We start from the raw sequence: 18,152 nt of genomic DNA, 5'->3' as shown, positions 1-18,152 counted from the left end.
CCTTAGTTTTTAGCATTTTGCCAATCGGCAATCGGTGCATAGTTATAATCAGACTGAGTCCAAACATGCTGTTCAGTCGTTAAGGGTTCACTTGATAATGATTTCAAGAAAGCGACTAAGGCTTTTTGTTCTTGCCATGTCAGATTCAATGGTTTTAAACGGCTGTCTTTGTTGCTGTCCATACCACCACCGGTATTATAAAACGCAACGACATCTTCAAGTGTTTCCATCACACCGTTGTGCATATAAGGTGCTGTTTGTTGTAATTCACGTAATGTGGGTGTCATAAATTTACCCATATCACTACCATCTGCTTTATGCGTTTGCACATGCGCGCCAACATCGCGTTTTAGATTCATGTAATTTTCATTACCCATGAACATATTAAAAGCGATAAAGGTTTGATGACGCAGTGGGTCGCGGAAGATATCGAAGTTTTCTTCAACACCGGTATTGTGCGGTTTGCCGTCACTTAACAGCGAACCATTATGGCATTGCACACAGCCCGCTTTACCGGTGAATAGCGCTTGGCCTTTACTTGCCAGTGCTGACATTTCACCTTTATCGAATGGCGTTGTATTGGAGGTTAATGTTTTCAGAAATTCAGGGATTGCTTTACGAATGGAACCATTAGAAGGTTCACCATAACCAGCAGTTTTAAACATGCTGACATAAATAGGATCTTGTTTAACTCGCTCTTGCATCAAACGCATATCCATATTCATTAACCAATCTTCGGTTAACATTTCACGTGTTACATCGTTTAAGTTGGTCCCTAGACGACCATCATGAAACCACACTTGCTTATAAGCGGTATTGATCAGTGTTGGTACATTTCGGAACCCCTTGCTACCAGGGTAGGCAGGTGCTAGCGCATCTGGGTGTGAAAATCCATTGTCTGGTTGGTGGCACGACGCGCAAGACAACGCACCATCACCCGATAAACGCGTATCATAAAATAGACGTTTACCTAATTCTGCTTTTGCGGCATTCACTTTCAATGTTGGTAATGAACCAAACTCACTGGTACTGCTTGCAGCCCAACTTGAAAATGATAACGAAATCGCAGCAGTAAGGATCAGCATTTTTTTCATTATAAAGCTCCTTTGCTTCCTATTAATTGAAATAACATTAATCACAATGGGGTAATTGCATAAACTGAGCCAAACCAACAAAAAAAATAAACAGTTATTTTACAAACGCTTACGTCAAACCTTGATCGGGTTAACATCACTGTTTTTGTAACGTTTTATTAAATAATAAAAATATTAGTTGCATGGATCGTTAAATTCTTCTGTTTATAAAGAAAACGTTAAAATCACGCGATTAGTGCTGGGAGTAGGTATAGACAGGCTGCGCAGCAATTTACCTATTTAGGCATGCTTTATGCTTTAGCCTTTGTATAGATAAATGCAGAGAGAGTGAATCGAATGACAGTTAACATGACACAGACGAATGCAGCTATTAATGAATTAAGTAAATTACTGGAAACCGGGGATGAAGCCCAGCGTTGCCATTCAGCCCGTGCGATCAGTGTCGCTAAAATAACCACAGTCACCCCGCAACTCAATGCCTGTTTATATCATCAAGACCCTGATGTTGTGATTGATGCGGCAACTGCGCTCGCCACGGCATGTGCGGGCGATTTAGAAAGCTTAGAAGATGTGGTACTGAACCATCCTGATAGTGATGCACGATTAGCAGCGTTATCAGCAATCGCGAAACAATATAACAACGCACCACAACGTGTTGTCGATACCATCACCCGCTTTGCTGCGGGTCGCACTGCAGAAGACGATTGGGGACTCAGCGGTGGCTGGGATGATTGGTGGGACCTACAATTAACCGCAGTGCAATTACTCAGTGCAATTCAAGCAACACAAAGCCGCGATTTGTTCAGCCCATTGTTTATTGAGTTATTAAGCCAAGATCCAGAACCTGAGCTTGAGTTGGCGCTGTATCGTGCGTTAGTCGATTTTCACCCACAGTTATTATTACAGCACTGGACCTGCGCACGGAAAATGAAGCAGCGCAGACTTGCCCGCGCCTTTGCCTCCAGCACAACAACAACCGCACTAGATCATATGGCGGTTTGCTTAGAGTGTGACGATGTAGAAATTAAAAAAATTGCCCTTAAAGCCTTTGCTACTCACGGTAAAACACACGACATTCAAGCTTACATCGCAGGTATCATTGTCTGCCTTAGCGATGGTGAGCCAAGTACACAAGCAGCGGCAACATCGGCACTCAATCAACTTGATCAGCTAGACGCGTTACAAACAACTACGTTGATGCAGTTTGCTAAAGACGCACCAGAGTCGAGTTTACCGAGCCTCATTCACCTCATCTCTGGTCATATTAATCAATTAAATACCGCCGATATTCATTGGCTGGAAGCATTACTCACACACTGTGATATCGAGATTAAAATAGCGGTTATTAGCTGCTTTTCACAATTGTCAGAAGCACCGATTTTGTATTACACAGAGGTCTATTTAAAGGCATTAACTAGCTGTTTAACTGCCATACAGGATCGTCATTTACCCCTATATCAACGCGCTCAATTACTGCGACTATTAAGTCAATTTGATCAGCATGCCAGTCTGTCATTCCCGGTATTAAAAGCATTGCTGGAAAATGAAGATACCGAGACTGCTCTACGCCAATCGGCATTAGAAGCAATCACTAGCGAAACTAATGATGAAAATCAACAATGGCTAAAACAACTGTTACTTGGCCTTGCGTCTCAAGCCGACACTATCGCCGTTACCCAAGTTGATACTGCTGACGTTGAAAATAATAATAGCCAGTCTGAAAAAACAGCTGGGCGCGTTAAGCTAGAAGCGCTATTAGCTGAGCATGGCGATAAGTTTCCAGAAGACCAAGGCTTTGATAATGCACCAGTATCAACACTGGCGGCTATTCAACAATCAAACGTTGAAGCAACGCTGCTATCGACAGATGACAAACCTGATGATCAAACCTTAATGGAAATGATGGATGGTCTGGATGATGAATTTGTCGCTTATCGCAATATTGTCCGAGACCATCTTGATACCGGCGATAACTTAGCATTAAACCGAAAAAAAATTGCCCGTTTACCGCAAACCGATAACAAGTTACTAGCGATTAGAGCGCTCGGCCACAGCAAAACAGAAGCGGCTGCGACCTTATTAATAGAAGCTATGCTGGGCGCAACACCAAAAGAACAACACGAGCTATTTCAAGCCCTCACCCATATTGCCAAACAGCACGACTATAAAGTATTGCGTAATGGCATTGGCGCTGCGGGTTATACCTTGCATTATGGTGACCCGTTATGTAAGCAATCAGCCGCACAGTTTTTAAGTCACATGCCATTGAACAAAGCCCTGCCAATCTTACTGGTTGGTGCTGAGGACGAAAATGAACACGTGCGCGTTTGTTGCCTAGCAGCACTTAAAGTGCAATTAGAAACTAAGCGATTATTACAGCGCCATCAGCAACAAACCTGTGAGTTATTGGTGAAAAAAATACACGATCCTGCGGGCGGCGTGCGTAAATTAGCTTTGCAATTACTCGCCAAGATCGACTTAATCAGCCACTTACCTATGTTGGTAGAATTAGCGGTAAGCGATCAAGAAAGTAATATTATTGCCGCACAGCTGTTCTTTGCTCAACAACAAGACACGCTAGAAATTTTAGCGGACAACATTGCAAACTATAACGACCATCGCCAACCTCTGGCTATCCAGTTAACGGGTCGATTGCTCGCAATGTCTGCCTAAATAAACCGACTTTAATGTCGTTTCGCATGATATAGCACAACTAATATATTGATTTAACATGACAAGAATAAATGGCATCGAGATACGGTGTCATTTTTTGTTACACTCATTAAGTCGGAAACTGAGCGCAGTAAATACTTAGGTAAGAATATGGATATATCGACAAATCGTAAAAAATCATACCAAGATCTCATCTATTGGCTAATACCTTGCTGGTTAGTCATTTTTATTATCATGACGATTCACTATTCGCTAAACATTGCTAAGGACAAGCAATACTCATTACACAATGAGCAAGTGATAGTGGAGTTAATCGAGAAATTGCTGAATGATAGCTTTAACAGCATGACATCCGATGTGTTGATGTTGTCTTATACCGCCAAACAATTAACCCTCAATGACAACAGTTTCTTGCCTTTAACCAATTATTTTGTTGAATTAAGTAAAAATGATGACAATTACGAACAGATACGTTTTATCGACATGCAAGGTTATGAACGTATCCGCATTAATAACATCGGCAACAGAATTTATTCGGTTGATAGTCAAAATTTACAAAACAAATCGAAGCGCTATTACTTCCAAAAGACCATGCAACTGAGTCAAGGCAATGTCTATATCTCACCGATGGATTTGAACATCGAAGCCGGTCAGATCCAACAGCCGCTTAATCCCACCATCCGCATTGGTGTGCCAGTGTTTAATGCCCAAGATGAGAAGATAGGCGCGATAATATTAAACTACAAAGGCCGTAAACTGATTAATCGCTTACTCCATATTTCGCCTAATTTTATTGAGCATTTATACATACTCAACGCTGAAGGCGTGGCGATTATTCAACCCGTAAAAGCGGTACCACCTCAACCTGCTACGCCAAATACCTTGTCCGATGTAACGCAAGAATTCCAATTCAATACCAGTAAAGAATTGAGTACCGAATTACTGGCACTGATGAGCCGCCAACATCAAGGTCAGCTATTGTTTCAAGATAATTACATTACCTTTACTCAAGCGTTTTCAAATCGCAGTAGCCGCTGGACAATCGTGTCGGTATTTCCCCAAGAGCGGTTTAATTTAGCCCGTAGCGCTTTTACCGAACAATTCATGTTGCTGTACATCACACTGACCTTAGTGATCAGTTTTTTCGTGTGCCTTTTCCGCTATCATCGCCAACAAACCAACATCTTACGTAAACAACAGGCATACGATAAACAGTTCAGATTAACCTTAGAGAACATCCAGTATATTGCAGTCTCGATTAACAATGACGGCATTATTACTTTTTGTAATGACTTTTTCTTAAACTTGGTTGGTTATCAAAAACACCAAGTCATTGGCAAGCGCTGGGTTGATACCTTTATTCCGCAAAAACTACAACAACAAGCCGCGGAAGCGTTGAAGCAAGCATTAATACAAGAACTGGATCAAACCAAAATTGAAACCGTAGTACAAACAAATGCTGGTGAGGTAGTGTTAGTTTCATGGAGCAGTACCTATTCTCAAGCTCACGGTAAACAGCTAGCCACTGCCACCTTTATTGGTGAGGATATTACCGAGCACAAGATGGAACAAGATCAACTTCAGCGCTTAAGTCACGCCGTAGAACAAAGCCACAACTCGGTGATGATCACCGAAATATCAGGTGAAATAATCTATGTAAACCCAGTTTTCTGTGAACTTACCGGCTATCAAAAACAGGAAGTAATCGGCATTACCCCTAAGTTTCTACAATCGGGTGAGATGCCAGAGGTCGGCTACGATAGTCTGTGGCAAACCATTAAACGTGGTGATGAATGGCGTGGTGAATTCCATAATAAGAAAAAGAACGGTGACTTGTTCTGGGAACGTGCGCGTATATCACCAGTGAAAGACAGCGCGGGTAATGCCCTGTATTTCGTTGCGGTCAAACAAGATATTACCAAAGAGAAACAACTTGCCCGCGAAATGCAGGAACAAGAAGCCTTACATGCTAAACAAGACAAACTGGCGGCAGTAGGTAAAGTGGTAAATATGATCGCCCACGATTTAAGAAACCCACTGAGCTCAATCAAAATGGCGTTGCAGATTTATGCCCGTAAAGAGCAAGATGAATTGTTTGATATCTCACTTGAGCAAGTGCGTTACATGGAAGCCATTTTAGAAGATTTGCTGTCCTACTCTAGACCGGAACAGTTTAAACCAGAGTGGCTTGATTTAAACAAACTGGTTGAGCTTGTCGTGAATAGTCAACGCCGTTTCGCCAAAGAAAAAGATGTAGCGATTGAGTTTAGTTATCCGCATAACTTACCCACGGTGTACGCAGACCCGATTAAATTGCGCCAAGCATTACAGAATTTGATCGTTAATGCGCTGCAGGCAGCAGAAACCAGTGAGCAAGCTTGCCCTTTAGTGACCGTGACGACTAACATCTTACTTACTGATTCCAATTCGATGATCTTAATTGATATCACCAATAATGGAAAATCTATTGACCCTTGTATGGTCAGCAAAGTATTTGAACCTTTTTATACTACCAAGGCAAAAGGCACAGGCTTAGGGCTGGCTATCGTACAAAAGATCATTGAAAGCCACAAAGGCAATGTACGGTTAAAACCCATCAACCCTATTGGTACCTTAGCACAAATACAATTACCGCTATCTAGCCACAACAGTGAACCCATTTCACCGAATAAGGAAGTAGTTAACGAATATGTGTAAATTGCTTATCGTCGACGATGACAAAGGTATACGTCGTACGCTCGAATTACATTTTGAAACCCAAGACCATGACGTTAAAACGGCAAACAGTGTTGATGATGGCCTCGTTATCGCGCAAGTTTTCATGCCGAATATCATCATCCTCGACATTAGAATGGAAGGCAAATCAGGTTTAGAAGGCATTAGTGAATTCAAACAATTATGTCCGAACGCCCGCATTATCATGATCACCGCGTTTCATGATATGCAAAGTACCATTGAAGCAATGCAAAATGGCGCAGATGAATATATACACAAACCGTTAGATCTGGATGAAATTGATGGTGCGGTGAGTTCGGCTTTACAATATCAAAATAGCAGTACTCTTGATGCAATTTCGATTCCAGACAGCGGTGGTAATTCTATTGTTGGTTGCTCTAGAGCCATGAAAGAAATATTCAAAAACATTGGTCGAGTGGCAATGACTAACGCATCAGTGATGATCACAGGTGAGTCAGGCACAGGTAAAGAAATGGTCGCTAAAGCAATCCATAATGCTGGTAATAAGACCGCCCAACCTTTTGTGGCTATTAACTGTGCCGCCTTGGTCGAGACCTTGCTTGAGTCGGAAATGTTCGGCCATAAGAAAGGTTCGTTCACGGGCGCTGTTAACGACCAAATGGGGAAGTTTGAACTGGCGCAAGATGGGACTTTATTTTTGGATGAAGTGGGTGAATTAGCCGGTTCTATTCAAGCTAAATTACTGCGTGTACTACAAGAAAAAGAGTTTACTGCTGTCGGCGGCAAGTTTTCGCAAACGACCAATGCGCGGATAATCTGTGCAACTAATATCGACTTCGCACAGGCTATTAAAGATAAAACCTTTCGTGAAGATCTGTTTTATCGCTTACAGGTAGTGCGTATTCATATTCCGCCACTGCGAGAGCGTAAGGAAGATTTACCCATACTGATCCCTGCCCTGTTAGCACGTATCAACCGTGATTTGGATACCCAAATTAATCAGGTAGCTCGAGATGCAATGGAAGCGCTTTGTGCTTATGATTGGCCGGGTAATGTTCGAGAGTTAGAGAACTTACTTACCAAGGCCATGGCTTTATGTCCGGGTAAAATATTAACCCAAGATCTGTTTGAAGGCATTGCGCCACAACCGACAGATCTTGATCATGCTAGCTCAACCAATTTAGGCTTGTTAGCACAGCAAGGGATTGCTGAATTAAGCCTGCAAGATCTTGAATTACAGTACACAGTCGAAGTACTCGAACGCGTCGCAGGTCATAAAGGTAAAGCCTGTGATATTTTGAAGATAAGTCGGCCTAAATTGCAGCGTATACTTGAACGCATTGACGCTTAAAACAGTATTGAGTCAGGAATAAACGAGCAGACAATAAAAAAGGATTAATCCCCACTTTAATTTACTATAAATAGTGGTTATTAATCCTTTTTGCTAATAGTTAATTTAACTTAAATTGCAGTTACATTAGTAGCACAAGGGCCTTTCTGCCCAGTACCCTCTTCAAATTCAACTTTCTGGCCATCTTCTAATGTTGCATAACCAGATGTTTTAATTTCAGAATGATGCACGAACAGGTCATTACCGCCTTCGTCAGGGGTGATAAATCCAAAACCTTTGTCTGCATTAAACCACTTAACTGTACCTCGACTCATAACGCTTTATTCCTCAACTGACTTTAGAACTTAATTAAGCATAGTAGAGGTCGTCTTATTGTCCAGTTTGTAAGCAACAAGACAATGAAAATGAGCTTTACATCTACTTACTAAATGGAAAACCTTATTTTAGTGGCTCTTTATGTGAGCATTACTATTAATAGCTAAATTCATTACATGATGTAGTGTTTTGTTATATCAGGGGCGTAATAATGAGAGAAGTTAACTTCAGAACCATAGATAAGCTGTTTATCAAAATGAACATTACTGATAAATTCTGGCTACTTTTCATAATGATATCAACAACTTTAATTGGCCTCTCTGGCAGTAATTATTACGCGAAAATGGCAAGAATTGATGTAGCAAACCACCAACAGGCACAAACCCGTCTAACCTCTACAATCGATGCGCTAAAAGGCGCTGGTTTAGACAACAGTGAATTACAAAAAGCACTTCTACAACAAAATATTCGCGTGTTTAGCCAGCCGACTACGACGACACGCGACACTGAAATAACTGTATCACAGTCTTTAGGCCAGGGTTATGCTGTACTGACTCATTCTGTGGATAATACTGAAGCACAGAGTCAAGCGTTCCTTAGTTTCTTACTGTCTTTATTACCATTACCTTTAATTGGGTTATTTATCTACTGGTTCGCGACACATTTAAGCGGTGCCCTATGGGTTATACACCAAGCGACCTGCCGCATTTCTAATGGCGATTTGAGTTCACGCCTTGGCTTTCATGTTGGTCGTGACGAGTTTGGAATAATCGGTTTCGAGCTTGATCGCTCAATGGACACGATTAGTGAACTAGTCGAAACAGTTAAAACCAGTACAGTTACTTTTCATCGAACGACAACGACATTTGAAAAAGATGCTCAAGCTTCAGAACAACAAGTTAATCAGCAATATGCTTCTGTTGATTCTGTCGCGACCGCAATGGAAGAAATGTCTGCGACTGCGAAAGAGATTGCCGGTTTTGGGTTACAAGCCTCTCACCAAGCAGATAACGAAACAACCAAGATTAGACAGAGTAACGAAAGGATCCAAGATGCGATCCTCATGGTGACCGAATTATCTGAGAACACCAATGCTGCTTCAGTATCTGTCGTTAATTTGAATGAGAGAATGACTGAAATTGATAATGTGATTGTCACGATTAATGGGATTTCTGACCAAACCAATTTGTTAGCCTTGAATGCTGCAATTGAAGCTGCGAGAGCCGGTGAACAAGGTCGTGGTTTTGCTGTCGTTGCAGATGAAGTCCGAACCCTTGCAGGGCGAACACAACAGGCAACTGTTGAAATACGAGATATGATTGACAAGTTACAAGCTGAAACTCAGGGTATTTCAAAAATCACTGCTGAAACCTTAGATCAAGCCAATAAAAGCCGAGAGATAATTACAGAAATTGGTACTGATGTGAATGAAATAGCGGAATCAGCGCAGTCAGTAATGGATATGAGCACTCAGATTGCAACCGCCGCCGAACAGCAAACGTCAGTGGCAAATAGTATTGCATCTGACCTTAGTGATATTCGCTCACAATCAAGCGTATTGCTTACTGCCACGCAGTTGTCAGTTACTGGGATCCAAGAGCTTGTCAGTGCATCTGAGTCATTAGGCTGTATCTTTGAGAAATACCACACTTAAACAATAGTTAAGATGAACAATGTGTTGAACTGATGACTCCGAATCACTAGTTCAACGCATTCCAACTATCATCCTTTTAACTATACTTTTAACTACACTCTTCATTACACTCTTCACAGCCCTATTCGGCAGTTCTATAACCAGTTCTAATAGCGAAACTTAATTTCATATAAACGGCGCTGCATCGCAGGGTAATGTTAATTCAATGAGGCTGCGATCTTTTATATGTGACTCGCAAGCAGAACGAGAAAAGATAGCAAAAGTATGGACGGACGGTTTACCTATCAGAGTTTAGCAGCGTTACTCTGCCGTGATATGTTCAAGTCGATTTCCCATCGATTTATAATGTGAATAGAGGCGTTTCGTATCTCATATAATTTACAGAAGTTAGTGGTAAACGGTTACCAGTATTACTTAGCCACTGTAACCACTGTAACCACTAAGTATTATATTAAATGCTAATTATTGATGTTATTGTTTATTTAATGTTAAATAAATATTAAATAAACTTACTTTTATAGTGGTAATAACCTTCATTAAAACATAAGGAGTGATTAACCACTTTATAATAATTAGAAGTCAGGAGATTGTAACGTGTATATGAAAATTGTGATGATATGTTTAATAATGGGATTCTCTACGATGAGTATCGCTACGGACTTATCTAAACCACAAGGCACAGTTATTCTCACCGTTAGCGGTAATATTGGTAATATAAATACCAATGGTGAAGCCCAATTTGACCGTCAGATGTTGGAACAACTTTCACAAACCAAGATCACTACCTATACGCCTTGGACCGAAGGGTTGCATGTTTATGAAGGGGTACTGCTAAATACTCTTCTAGAACAAGTAAATGCTTCTGGCCATAAGTTAGTAGCGACAGCTTTGAACGATTACCATACAGAACTCGATCTCGAATTACTCCGTGACTACCCAATACTGCTAGCAACAAAAATTGATGGCGCTTTCATGCGTGTGCGTGATAAAGGACCTATCTGGATTATTTACCCTCTGTCTGATTATTCTGAACTAAATACAGCCAGACACTATGAAAATATGATTTGGCAGCTGAGCAGTCTGGAAGTGTATTAATGAAAAGAGTTAAATTTATTGTCCTCACCATTGTCATACTGATATTTTCTGCTTGTTCAATCATCAGTACTCAACGCCATACTCAAGTTACAGATCTTCTGACCCTCTCGATTAAAAGTGTCGGTTGGGCAGCGTCTGAATTGGAGCTAGAAACGTTAAAATTTATGCAAGCGCTAAAGCTTACGGCTCTAAATGATATGAGGGCAGAAGACTTGCAGTTGCGTTTCGAGCTGCTCTGGAGCCGGGTTGAAGTATTATCAGTAGGAGAGGAAACTCATCAATTTAGAAGTCGCCCAGGAGCAATGGAACTATTGCTTAATTTCAAACAGTTCTTGGTTGAAGTAGAACCTGAATTACTGAGCATCAAGATAGGTGATGAAAGTGCGATGAGGGTAGTACAAGATCTCAAGATTTTCCAAACACAGGTGAGAAAATTTAATGTAAATAGCTTCTCTGGAGATCAAGCATTAGGCAATCTAGAACAAATACAAAGCATTGAGAACAATTCTAAATTCTACTTGTTAGGTTTGTTACTGAGTGGCAGTATACTAATATTCCTCGTAATTCGTGAGAGTAGTGTTAACCGTAAGCAAGCATTGCATGACAGTCTCACCGGTTTAGCAAACCGCTATTTTTTTCAAAAAAACTTAAAAAAATCTATTTTCTATTCTCGACGTAACAATTCCCGTGCAGCTGTCCATATCATCGGTATGAATGGTTTCAAGGAAGTGAATGATCGATTAGGACATGCGGTTGGAGATCAATTACTTCAAGAGGTCGCTTCACGCTTAGCGCTGAGCGTTTGCTTACCAGATACCGTGGCTCGTTTGGGAGGAGATGTATTCGGCATAATTCAGAATAATATTACTAATGCTGATGAAAGTGTCCAGTTAGCGAAACATATTCACGAGCAGATAAATTGTGAGATAAATGTTCACGGCTATCAGATATATCCGGATGTGAGTATCGGTATCAGTGTATATCCAGGCGATGCAGTGCATTATGATAAGTTACTTAACAATGCTGATACAGCGATGTACTGCGCCAAAAAAAATGATGATACGTACTACCGATTATTTGAGCAAGAGATGAATGACAGCGTTCTACGGTATAGGATATTAGTAGAAAGTTTACAGGCTGCATTAAACCATGATCAGCTCCAGCAGGTTTACCAACCAATTATTTGCCTCAAGACGAAACGGATCGTTTTGGTTGAAGCTTTATTGAGATGGCATCATGAAAAATATGGCTATATATCACCGCTTGAAGTCGTTTCCATCGCCGAGAAAGCAGGTTTAGCGGAAAAATTAAATGAGTGGGTATTACTAAAAGCATGTTCACAAAATATGGCTTGGAGGAAAGCCGGTTTACCACTAATTCAAGTGTCTGTGAATATTTCTCCTGCTATGTATACACGATATGATCTTGTGACTACAGTCAGTCGCACACTATCCATTACAGGCTTACCTGCAGACCAATTGGTTATCGAAGTAACTGAAGATACCACAATGCAGGACATTGATAGATCACCAGACATACTACAAAACCTACGCCGTTTAGGAGTAGAGTTAGCGTTAGACGACTTTGGCACTGGTTATTCTTCTCTAAGCCATCTCAAGAATATGCCATTTCAGAAACTAAAAATTGATAAAGTGTTTATCCAAGAGCTAAACAATCTTCCCAAGGATATTAGTTTTATTCGCACCATAATCAACTTAGCTCATGGACTCGGAATGCAGGTAGTGGCGGAAGGAATTGAAGTCATCGAAAATTACGAAGATCTTTATTTAGAAGGTTGTGAGTATGGACAAGGTTACCTGTTTTACAAGCCTGTTCCACATCATGAGATTGAATGTATCTTACGAGAAAGTTTGAGCGCCTTAGAGCCTAGTGACTATAATGCATATGTATCTTATTGATTTTTAAATTGAGTCGATTGAAAAATTATATTTTGAATCAGCACAACAATTGCAAGATAGAAGATAGAAGTAACAAGTAGTCAAGGTATTGTATTCGCGAATAATACAATACCCCACTTTCATTTCCAGTTTATCTATTTATCTATTTATCTATTTAAATAGTGGACGGAAAAAGCTACGTTGATAACGCTTAATACATTGGGTTTGCTCTGCATAATCAAAGGCGGCTATGCATTCTGAATCGTTTAGAGACTCATTCCTATATTGCTCATATTTAGCTAAGCTTGGAAAAGTAAATAAAGCCAACGCTACATTGTTAGCCCCTTCCGATGGTAAAAAATATCCCTGATGTTGGCCGCCAAATTTTGTGACTAGCGGGATCCAGAGTTTGGCGTAATGTTCAAACTCTTTTAGTTTATTAGCATCGATAATATATTCAATAAAGCAGGTAACCATTTTAATTCCCTAAGTTTTAAGATGAAAAATAACAACCACTATTCTTTATTGATAATGGTTTCCTTAACAGATATAACGTTATTTTTGAACGTCACTCATCCGACGGTTAACAGGGTATCGTTCAAAATCTTCCCAGTAATGAATTCCACCAATCATTTCTTTTACCGTAAACCCTAAAGCTGATATTTTTAAACCTGCCCTAGACGCACCATTACAACCAGGTCCCCAGCAATAGACTACAAACGAAGTGCCTTTATCGTATTTCGCGAATGATTCACGATTAATGTCACTGTGAGGCATACTTACAGCGGTGATGACATGGCTCTTATTAAAGGCTTCAGCAGAGCGAACATCTAATATTATGTAGCTTTTATTATTTGCTTTTAAGTCCGCATACACATCTGAGCAATCTGTTTCGCAAGCCAGTTTAGCCGCAAAAAAGTCGTGCGTTTGCTGAGCCGGAACCGCTGGGTAAAAGAATGCGTTTGTATTGTGAGGCATAAATCTTCCTTGTCTTATTGGTTATAAATTGTGAGTTGTTCATTGTTCAGGAGTAGAATGAATCGTTCGGTTTCTATGGCATTAATTTAGCGCGATTGAAATAAATCCAAAATTCATAATTTCTGAAGTCAGTGTTCAACATAAATGAAGGATGAAATGGTTACTTGGATCCAGAAGCTGGTAGTATATTTACCTTATACTGACTAACAATGCTGCTCAAAACTCAATTGGACTGATTTAAGGGGATTTACATTGGAATTTTATCACTTACGTTCTTTCGTCGCAGTTGCTCAAACAGGCAATTTAACGCAAGCAGCAAAACGTTTATATACAACACCACCAGCGATAAGTGCGCACATTAAAACGCTGGAAGAAGAACTCTCCACGCCTTTATTCATCCGTTCCAGTAAAGGTATGTCCTTAACCGATAAAGGCCAGTTATTATTAGTAAAAGCACAAGCCACACTAGATAGCGCTGTGGATTTAGTGAATCTGGCCGCGCATAACCAACATGAAATAATAGGGACATTTCACTTAGGAATTAACTTAACCGCCAAGCAAATTAAACTGGCGGAATTAATCGGCAATTTACAAGAGAACTGTCCGGGTATCAGCTTGGATATTCAGCAACAATCAACCGGAAAAACCATTAATGAAATTAGAGAACATCAATTAGATGGGGGTTATATTTTTGGTGATATTCCCGATGACTTTATCGGTGTAGCCGTTATGGACCAACAGATAACGACAGTGGCACCAATGGCATTTGATTGTAGTAAAATATTGACTCAAGCAGACCTTAGTATTCATCCGTGGATAATGATGGGCGACTATTGTCCTTTTGATAATTTCTTAAAAGGGATACTTGGAGATGACATTCCATCGGTATTGAAAACCAGTGATGACGGTACTCGACTAGCGTTAGTTAAAAGTGGTCTGGGGCTTAGTTTTCTAGAAATAGAGGAGGCACTTCGGGCTGAAAGAGACAACAAAGTTCAAATAATATCAGCTCTCGACTTTCCAGCTACACTCCATTTTGTTATTGCTAAAAATAGATCTCATGAGCCAGTAATAAGTACATTAATGCAAGAAATTAGGATCTTGTGGCGTTTAAAATTGTAGTCTATTAAACACTACAATTTGCCAACTTCTCATATGTAAGCAAGGTACAAAATAACGATACTAAACAAGAAAAACTAGTATCGTTCTATAAGTTTGCAAGAGCCTCAAGCGGTGTACTTAGAGAACACTTCGATACGATGCTAGATGATACAGTTGATGTTGAAACTGTTTACTTTTATCGGTATAACGTACAACCTCAGACAGCCAAAGAAATCATTAAACAGACGCTAAGATCCACTGGCTTCATCGTGCTATAACGACTTTTACTGAACTTTAAGTTTGAGTATTATGTTGTTGCTGAACTTTTTAACGCATCGATTTCAATACCTATTTTTTCAGCCTCAACAGTGAGCATTGAATATGCTCTAATATCGCCATTCCGCTGTGCATACATCGCTTGTTCAAGTTTAGCGCTATAGAGTTTAGTTAGTTTTTTGACTGGATCTCGTTTAAATATTGAAAACATGGTCGTACTCCTCAGTTGGTTACTTAACCTATACGTATGAAAATGGATTTTAGTTTCATTTATTTACACGTTAAGTCATTTTAAATGACAAGCCCCCCCTGATCTCCTTTGTAAAACCTTGCCAATGACCAATTACTTTTCTGTACTAAACCTTTGTATATGTGAAAAGAATCACACAGCTGCGACGAGAGTTGCACAGTTGTCAAAATAGTTTTAGACATTTAGATGGCCGTTTGATATGTTTATATTTCATTCAAAAGGAATTAGGATTAATCGATATGAAACTTGAATCATTGGCACTTCATCACGGATATGAATCTGAAGCAACGACGAAAGCAGCTGCTGTACCTATTTATCAAACAACCTCATATACTTTCGATAATACCCAGCATGGTGCTGATTTGTTTGATTTAAAAGTGCCTGGCAATATTTATACTCGTATTATGAATCCTACTACCGATGTATTAGAACAACGCTTAGCCGCGATCGAAGGTGGTATTGGTGCATTAGCCGTGGCATCCGGTATGGCGGCAATTACTTATGCTATTCAAGCGCTAACACAAGTGGGCGATAACATTGTTAGTACCAGCCAACTTTACGGTGGCACATATAATTTATTTGCCCACACGTTACCGCGTCAAGGTGTTGATGTTCGCATGGCGGCATTTGACGATTTTGCAGGCTTGGAAGCACTTATGGATGAGAATACCAAAGCGCTATTTTGTGAATCAATTGGTAACCCTGCCGGCAATATTGTCGACTTGCAGCGATTGGCAGAAATTGCGCATAAGCATGGCGTACCCTTAATGGTTGATAATACAGTCGCGACACCAGTGTTATGCCGACCGTTTGAACATGGTGCCGACGTTGTGATCCACTCTTTAACCAAATATATCGGTGGCCACGGTACAACGATTGGCGGCGTGATTATTGATTCAGGTAAATTTGATTGGGCTGCACAGCCTAAGCGTTTCGCATTACTCAATGAACCTGATGTGTCTTACCATGGTGTGGTTTATACCGAGGCATTTGGTCCAGCCGCCTTTATTGGTCGCTGTCGTGTCGGTCCACTGCGTAATACCGGCGCAGCGCTTGCCCCACAAAGTGCATTTTTGTTAATGCAAGGACTCGAAACACTGGCGCTTAGAATGGAACGCCACTGCAGTAACGCATTAACCTTAGCTAAATATCTTGAGCAGCACCCGAAAGTAAATTGGGTGAATTATGCGGCTCTCGAGAATAGCCCTTACCAAGATAACTGCCATAAGATCACCGGTGGTAAAGCGTCCGGTATTATCAGTTTTGGTATTAAATCAGCATTAGCGGGCGGCGGTAAAGAAGCCGGCGGACATTTCATTGATGCGCTGCAAATGATTTTGCGATTAGTTAATATTGGTGATGCGAAATCATTAGCTTGCCACCCGGCGTCAACCACGCACAGACAGCTTGATACTGCAGAATTAGCCAAAGCAGGAGTGTCAGAAGACCTAATCCGTATTTCGGTAGGTATTGAACATATAGACGATATTATTGCTGATGTGAGCCAAGCATTAGAACAAGTCGGTTAATAGCAACTTAAGGAAGGAAACGTAAAAAGCCGTCACGAATGGCGGCTTTTTACGAATGTATGACTTAACTCGCACACTGTTTGCGTGCCGAGGCTAAAGCAGTTCAGTTTTAGTCTTGTGGCGGAATGAGTACAAATTTACCAACATGGACCTTCTTCAGAAACTCCTCTTGCGCTTCCACAATGGCACTGAGTGGGAAAGACTTTGCTAAAACAGGCTGGATTTCTTGCTGTTCGATGTAGTTTACAAGATTTTTGAACACTGGTTCAGCCCAAGCGGTAGTCCCTATTAATGTAATATCTTTTAAGTACATATCACGCATATCCAACTCTACAATAGGTCCTGCAATCGCACCGGATGACACAAACCGCCCACCACGTTTTAACAATTTCAGCATTGTAGGAAAACCAGCACCTGCCACGTTATCCACGATAACATCGACAGATTGCTCACCGAGTTCTGCTAATAGATCATCGGCTCTGCCGAATAATACATCGGCACCCAATTGTGATACTTTACTGTGTTTATTCTCGCCAGCAATGGCGATAACCTTGGCATTTCTACGCTTAGCAAGTTGCACAGTAGCTGAACCAACGCCTCCAGAAGCGCCCGTTATCAACGCAGTTTCACCCGCCTTAAGCTCGGCTCTATGCAACATATTCTCTGACGTGCCATAAGCACATGGGATAGTGCCAAGTTCGGCATCCGACCAATCAGATGTTATTGGGAATACTTCGCTCGCTTGAATTTTCACGTATTGAGCGAATGCGCCATTAAAATCAGATCCCATCCAGACGTTGTCTAAAGTGTCAAAACCGTTTTCACGAATACAGGGTCGGATCAGCACACGCTTACCAACAAGATTACTGTCAACATCGTTAGCAACACTAACGACGAGTCCACAACAATCGGTTCCTTGGATAAGCGGAAAAGGGGTATGTTTGTTCCACCCACCGTCGGCATCTTGTAGCTCAGGTTCTGCGTTTAAATCCGATGTGGTATTAGTGGACTCGGTAACAGATGAAGAATACCACCCTAGTCTAGTATTAATCTCGGTGTTGTTTACGCCTGCAGCGAGGACTTTAATCAATACTTCGCCTTGCTCCACAACTGGCATCGGTACATCTTGGTAAATGAGTTTGTCATAACTACCGTTACCCGTTGTAACGATAGCTTTCATTGCACTGTGAGTCATGTTTATTAAATCCTTTAAATTCTTATCCATGTGACTTGTTAGGGCT

At 40.8% G+C, this 18,152-nt stretch carries 14 protein-coding genes; 8 read left to right on the top strand and 6 right to left on the bottom strand.

All coding sequences use genetic code 11. The features are described from left to right. Positions 1-2: 2 nt before the first annotated feature. Positions 3-1,094, bottom strand: a complete 1,092-nt coding sequence (locus tag A923_RS0101465; RefSeq protein ID WP_017219863.1) for a cytochrome c peroxidase — start codon at positions 1,092-1,094, stop codon at positions 3-5. Between the two features lie 348 nt (positions 1,095-1,442). On the opposite strand from A923_RS0101465, the gene A923_RS0101460 reads away from it, so the two are divergent. The 3 genes from A923_RS0101460 (at position 1,443) to A923_RS0101450 (ending at position 7,815) form a co-directional block, all read left to right on the top strand. After that, positions 1,443-3,767, top strand: coding sequence for a HEAT repeat domain-containing protein (locus A923_RS0101460; protein ID WP_157532735.1), 2,325 nt, complete (start codon positions 1,443-1,445; stop codon positions 3,765-3,767). Between the two features lie 150 nt (positions 3,768-3,917). After that, positions 3,918-6,464 carry a PAS domain S-box protein gene (locus tag A923_RS0101455; RefSeq protein WP_017219861.1) on the top strand — a complete coding sequence of 849 codons (2,547 nt, stop codon included), beginning with the start codon at positions 3,918-3,920 and terminating at the stop codon, positions 6,462-6,464. Further along, positions 6,457-7,815, top strand: coding sequence for a sigma-54-dependent transcriptional regulator (locus tag A923_RS0101450; protein ID WP_017219860.1), 1,359 nt, complete (start codon positions 6,457-6,459; stop codon positions 7,813-7,815). Before A923_RS0101455 ends, A923_RS0101450 begins: the two co-directional genes overlap by 8 nt. Positions 7,816-7,925: 110 nt before the next feature. Here the strand turns inward: A923_RS0101450 and A923_RS0101445 are convergent, their stop codons facing one another. Further along, positions 7,926-8,129: a cold-shock protein gene (locus A923_RS0101445; RefSeq protein ID WP_017219859.1), complete on the bottom strand. Its 204-nt coding sequence runs from the start codon at positions 8,127-8,129 to the stop codon at positions 7,926-7,928. 212 nt (positions 8,130-8,341) lie between these two features. Here A923_RS0101445 and A923_RS0101440 point away from each other — a divergent pair, with 212 nt between their 5' ends. The 3 genes from A923_RS0101440 to A923_RS0101430 all read left to right on the top strand — a co-directional run bounded on the left by A923_RS0101440 (position 8,342) and on the right by A923_RS0101430 (position 12,798). Next, on the top strand, positions 8,342-9,784 hold the full coding sequence (locus tag A923_RS0101440) for a methyl-accepting chemotaxis protein (RefSeq protein ID WP_017219858.1): 1,443 nt from the start codon (positions 8,342-8,344) through the stop codon (positions 9,782-9,784). Between the two features lie 642 nt (positions 9,785-10,426). Then, entirely contained in the window at positions 10,427-10,879 is a 453-nt protein-coding gene (locus A923_RS0101435) for a putative pterin-binding protein (RefSeq protein WP_017219857.1), read from the top strand. Next, a complete protein-coding gene (locus tag A923_RS0101430) occupies positions 10,879-12,798 on the top strand; it encodes a putative bifunctional diguanylate cyclase/phosphodiesterase (RefSeq protein ID WP_017219856.1) in 1,920 nt (639 codons plus the stop codon). Before A923_RS0101435 ends, A923_RS0101430 begins: the two co-directional genes overlap by 1 nt. Positions 12,799-12,948: 150 nt before the next feature. Here the strand turns inward: A923_RS0101430 and A923_RS0101425 are convergent, their stop codons facing one another. Together A923_RS0101425 and A923_RS0101420 are read right to left on the bottom strand one after the other, a co-directional pair. Next, on the bottom strand, positions 12,949-13,254 hold the full coding sequence (locus tag A923_RS0101425) for an NIPSNAP family protein (protein ID WP_017219855.1): 306 nt from the start codon (positions 13,252-13,254) through the stop codon (positions 12,949-12,951). Between the two features lie 78 nt (positions 13,255-13,332). Continuing rightward, positions 13,333-13,755, bottom strand: a complete 423-nt coding sequence (locus A923_RS0101420; RefSeq protein WP_017219854.1) for a rhodanese-like domain-containing protein — start codon at positions 13,753-13,755, stop codon at positions 13,333-13,335. Between the two features lie 252 nt (positions 13,756-14,007). On the opposite strand from A923_RS0101420, the gene A923_RS0101415 reads away from it, so the two are divergent. Then, positions 14,008-14,877 carry a LysR family transcriptional regulator gene (locus tag A923_RS0101415; RefSeq protein ID WP_017219853.1) on the top strand — a complete coding sequence of 290 codons (870 nt, stop codon included), beginning with the start codon at positions 14,008-14,010 and terminating at the stop codon, positions 14,875-14,877. 286 nt (positions 14,878-15,163) lie between these two features. Here A923_RS0101415 and A923_RS0101410 read toward each other — a convergent pair whose 3' ends face one another. Next, entirely contained in the window at positions 15,164-15,343 is a 180-nt protein-coding gene (locus A923_RS0101410) for a DUF6435 family protein (RefSeq protein ID WP_017219852.1), read from the bottom strand. A gap of 278 nt (positions 15,344-15,621) precedes the next feature. Between A923_RS0101410 and A923_RS0101405 the strand changes: the two genes are divergently transcribed. After that, positions 15,622-16,911 (top strand): O-acetylhomoserine aminocarboxypropyltransferase/cysteine synthase family protein, encoded by a 1,290-nt coding sequence (locus A923_RS0101405; protein ID WP_017219851.1) that lies wholly within the window; start codon positions 15,622-15,624, stop codon positions 16,909-16,911. Between the two features lie 109 nt (positions 16,912-17,020). Here A923_RS0101405 and A923_RS0101400 read toward each other — a convergent pair whose 3' ends face one another. Beyond that, entirely contained in the window at positions 17,021-18,106 is a 1,086-nt protein-coding gene (locus A923_RS0101400) for an alcohol dehydrogenase family protein (protein ID WP_017219850.1), read from the bottom strand. Positions 18,107-18,152: the final 46 nt, after the last annotated feature.

The sequence above is a fragment of the Moritella dasanensis ArB 0140 genome, assembly GCF_000276805.1.
GTDB classification, from domain to species: Bacteria; Pseudomonadota; Gammaproteobacteria; order Enterobacterales; family Moritellaceae; genus Moritella; species Moritella dasanensis.
The sequence above is the reverse complement of the archived record's forward strand: the minus strand, read 5'-3'. Positions and strand labels throughout refer to the sequence as shown.

Excerpts from the sequence above, each read along its gene's own strand:
- A923_RS0101465 (WP_017219863.1), bottom strand. The coding sequence starts at position 1,094 with ATGAAAAAAATGCTGATCCTTACTGCTGCGATTTCGTTATCATTTTCA.
- A923_RS0101460 (WP_157532735.1), top strand. The coding sequence starts at position 1,443 with ATGACACAGACGAATGCAGCTATTAATGAATTAAGTAAATTACTGGAA.
- A923_RS0101455 (WP_017219861.1), top strand. The coding sequence starts at position 3,918 with ATGGATATATCGACAAATCGTAAAAAATCATACCAAGATCTCATCTAT.
- A923_RS0101450 (WP_017219860.1), top strand. The coding sequence starts at position 6,457 with ATGTGTAAATTGCTTATCGTCGACGATGACAAAGGTATACGTCGTACG.
- A923_RS0101445 (WP_017219859.1), bottom strand. The coding sequence starts at position 8,129 with ATGAGTCGAGGTACAGTTAAGTGGTTTAATGCAGACAAAGGTTTTGGA.
- A923_RS0101440 (WP_017219858.1), top strand. The coding sequence starts at position 8,342 with ATGAGAGAAGTTAACTTCAGAACCATAGATAAGCTGTTTATCAAAATG.
- A923_RS0101435 (WP_017219857.1), top strand. The coding sequence starts at position 10,427 with ATGAGTATCGCTACGGACTTATCTAAACCACAAGGCACAGTTATTCTC.
- A923_RS0101430 (WP_017219856.1), top strand. The coding sequence starts at position 10,879 with ATGAAAAGAGTTAAATTTATTGTCCTCACCATTGTCATACTGATATTT.
- A923_RS0101425 (WP_017219855.1), bottom strand. The coding sequence starts at position 13,254 with ATGGTTACCTGCTTTATTGAATATATTATCGATGCTAATAAACTAAAA.
- A923_RS0101420 (WP_017219854.1), bottom strand. The coding sequence starts at position 13,755 with ATGCCTCACAATACAAACGCATTCTTTTACCCAGCGGTTCCGGCTCAG.
- A923_RS0101410 (WP_017219852.1), bottom strand. The coding sequence starts at position 15,343 with ATGTTTTCAATATTTAAACGAGATCCAGTCAAAAAACTAACTAAACTC.
- A923_RS0101405 (WP_017219851.1), top strand. The coding sequence starts at position 15,622 with ATGAAACTTGAATCATTGGCACTTCATCACGGATATGAATCTGAAGCA.
- A923_RS0101400 (WP_017219850.1), bottom strand. The coding sequence starts at position 18,106 with ATGACTCACAGTGCAATGAAAGCTATCGTTACAACGGGTAACGGTAGT.